Origin of the sequence: Pseudoalteromonas sp. MB41, from assembly GCF_020966275.1 — a bacterium.
Classification (GTDB): Bacteria; Pseudomonadota; Gammaproteobacteria; order Enterobacterales; family Alteromonadaceae; genus Pseudoalteromonas; species Pseudoalteromonas lipolytica.
The window spans coordinates 1-692 of record NZ_JAJJZF010000078.1 but is presented as its reverse complement, the minus strand read 5'-3'; the positions used below and the strand labels follow the sequence as shown (position 1 = coordinate 692).

1 pseudogene is annotated in these 692 nt (G+C 41.8%); it reads right to left on the bottom strand.

Going from position 1 to position 692, the window contains the following annotated elements:
* Positions 1 to 211, bottom strand: a pseudogene (locus tag LPA49_RS22255) (IS110 family transposase); the annotation flags it as partial.
* Between the last annotated feature and the right edge of the window lie 481 nt (positions 212 to 692).

The following is a 692-nucleotide window of genomic DNA, read 5'->3' as shown; positions in this document are numbered from 1 at the left end:
CTTCATGACCAACACTACGCGCTTTGCGTGCCCAATAATGAGCACCGCCACATGATTCCATGACAACTTTACAACGAGGAGACGTGGTGAGTATCGACAGTAGCTCTTTTCTGCTTACCGCTTTATTACTTTGTAGTTTTTGATGAAAAAATTGACCGACTTGAAAAACATTTTTTGCCAAGTCGATACAAATTAAGTTAAATTTTGACATGTATGGATTCCTTATTGGTAAAAGTGGTTTTGCAATTTCTTTATACCGTACTTACCCTATTTAGGGGAGGAGTCCATACATCTCCTACAGCCAGAAGTGAAATGAGCGATTTAGAGCCCCTTGCACTTCTGTCATTGTGATTAAGAAGCGTAGGAACGGCTTTAGCCGTCAATGTCAGTGGTTATGTATGAAGGGCATATCAGACACTTCGGCACTAAAGTGCCTTATATGGACTCCTCCTATTGCACAATACCCTTCGTTAATTTTGTTAGACTGCGTACTTATATGCGGGCTCATAATGAGGAGCTACCTCGGCCCTATGATGTATTCGCGCCCTTGTGCCTCTTCTCCTACTCGGTGTTTTAACACACTAATCACTTTACAGGCTATCAAGGGTGGGTCTAACCGCTTAACGCAGGTTCTTGGTCAATACAGTTATTTCTGTTATCGAAGACTAAATGTTAATTTGCTAGTAGGCTTG